The following is a 255-nucleotide window of genomic DNA, read 5'->3' on the forward strand; positions in this document are numbered from 1 at the left end:
CTCGGTCAGGATGGATCGTAAAAAATGGAGAGTAGGGAATAGGGAGGCTTCGCCCACGCATCCCTGACCTCTGCTCGGTCAGGATGGATCGTAAAAAATGGAGAGTAGGGAATAGGGAGGCTTCGCCTACGCATCCCTGACCTCTGCTCGGTCAGGATGGATCGTAAAAAATGGAGAGTAGGAAATAGGGAGGCTTCGCCCACGCATCCCTGACCTCTGCTCGGTCAGGATGGATCGTAAAAAATGGAGAGTAGG

Source organism: Thermostichus vulcanus str. 'Rupite' (assembly GCF_022848905.1).
Lineage (GTDB): Bacteria > Cyanobacteriota > Cyanobacteriia > Thermostichales > Thermostichaceae > Thermostichus > Thermostichus vulcanus_A.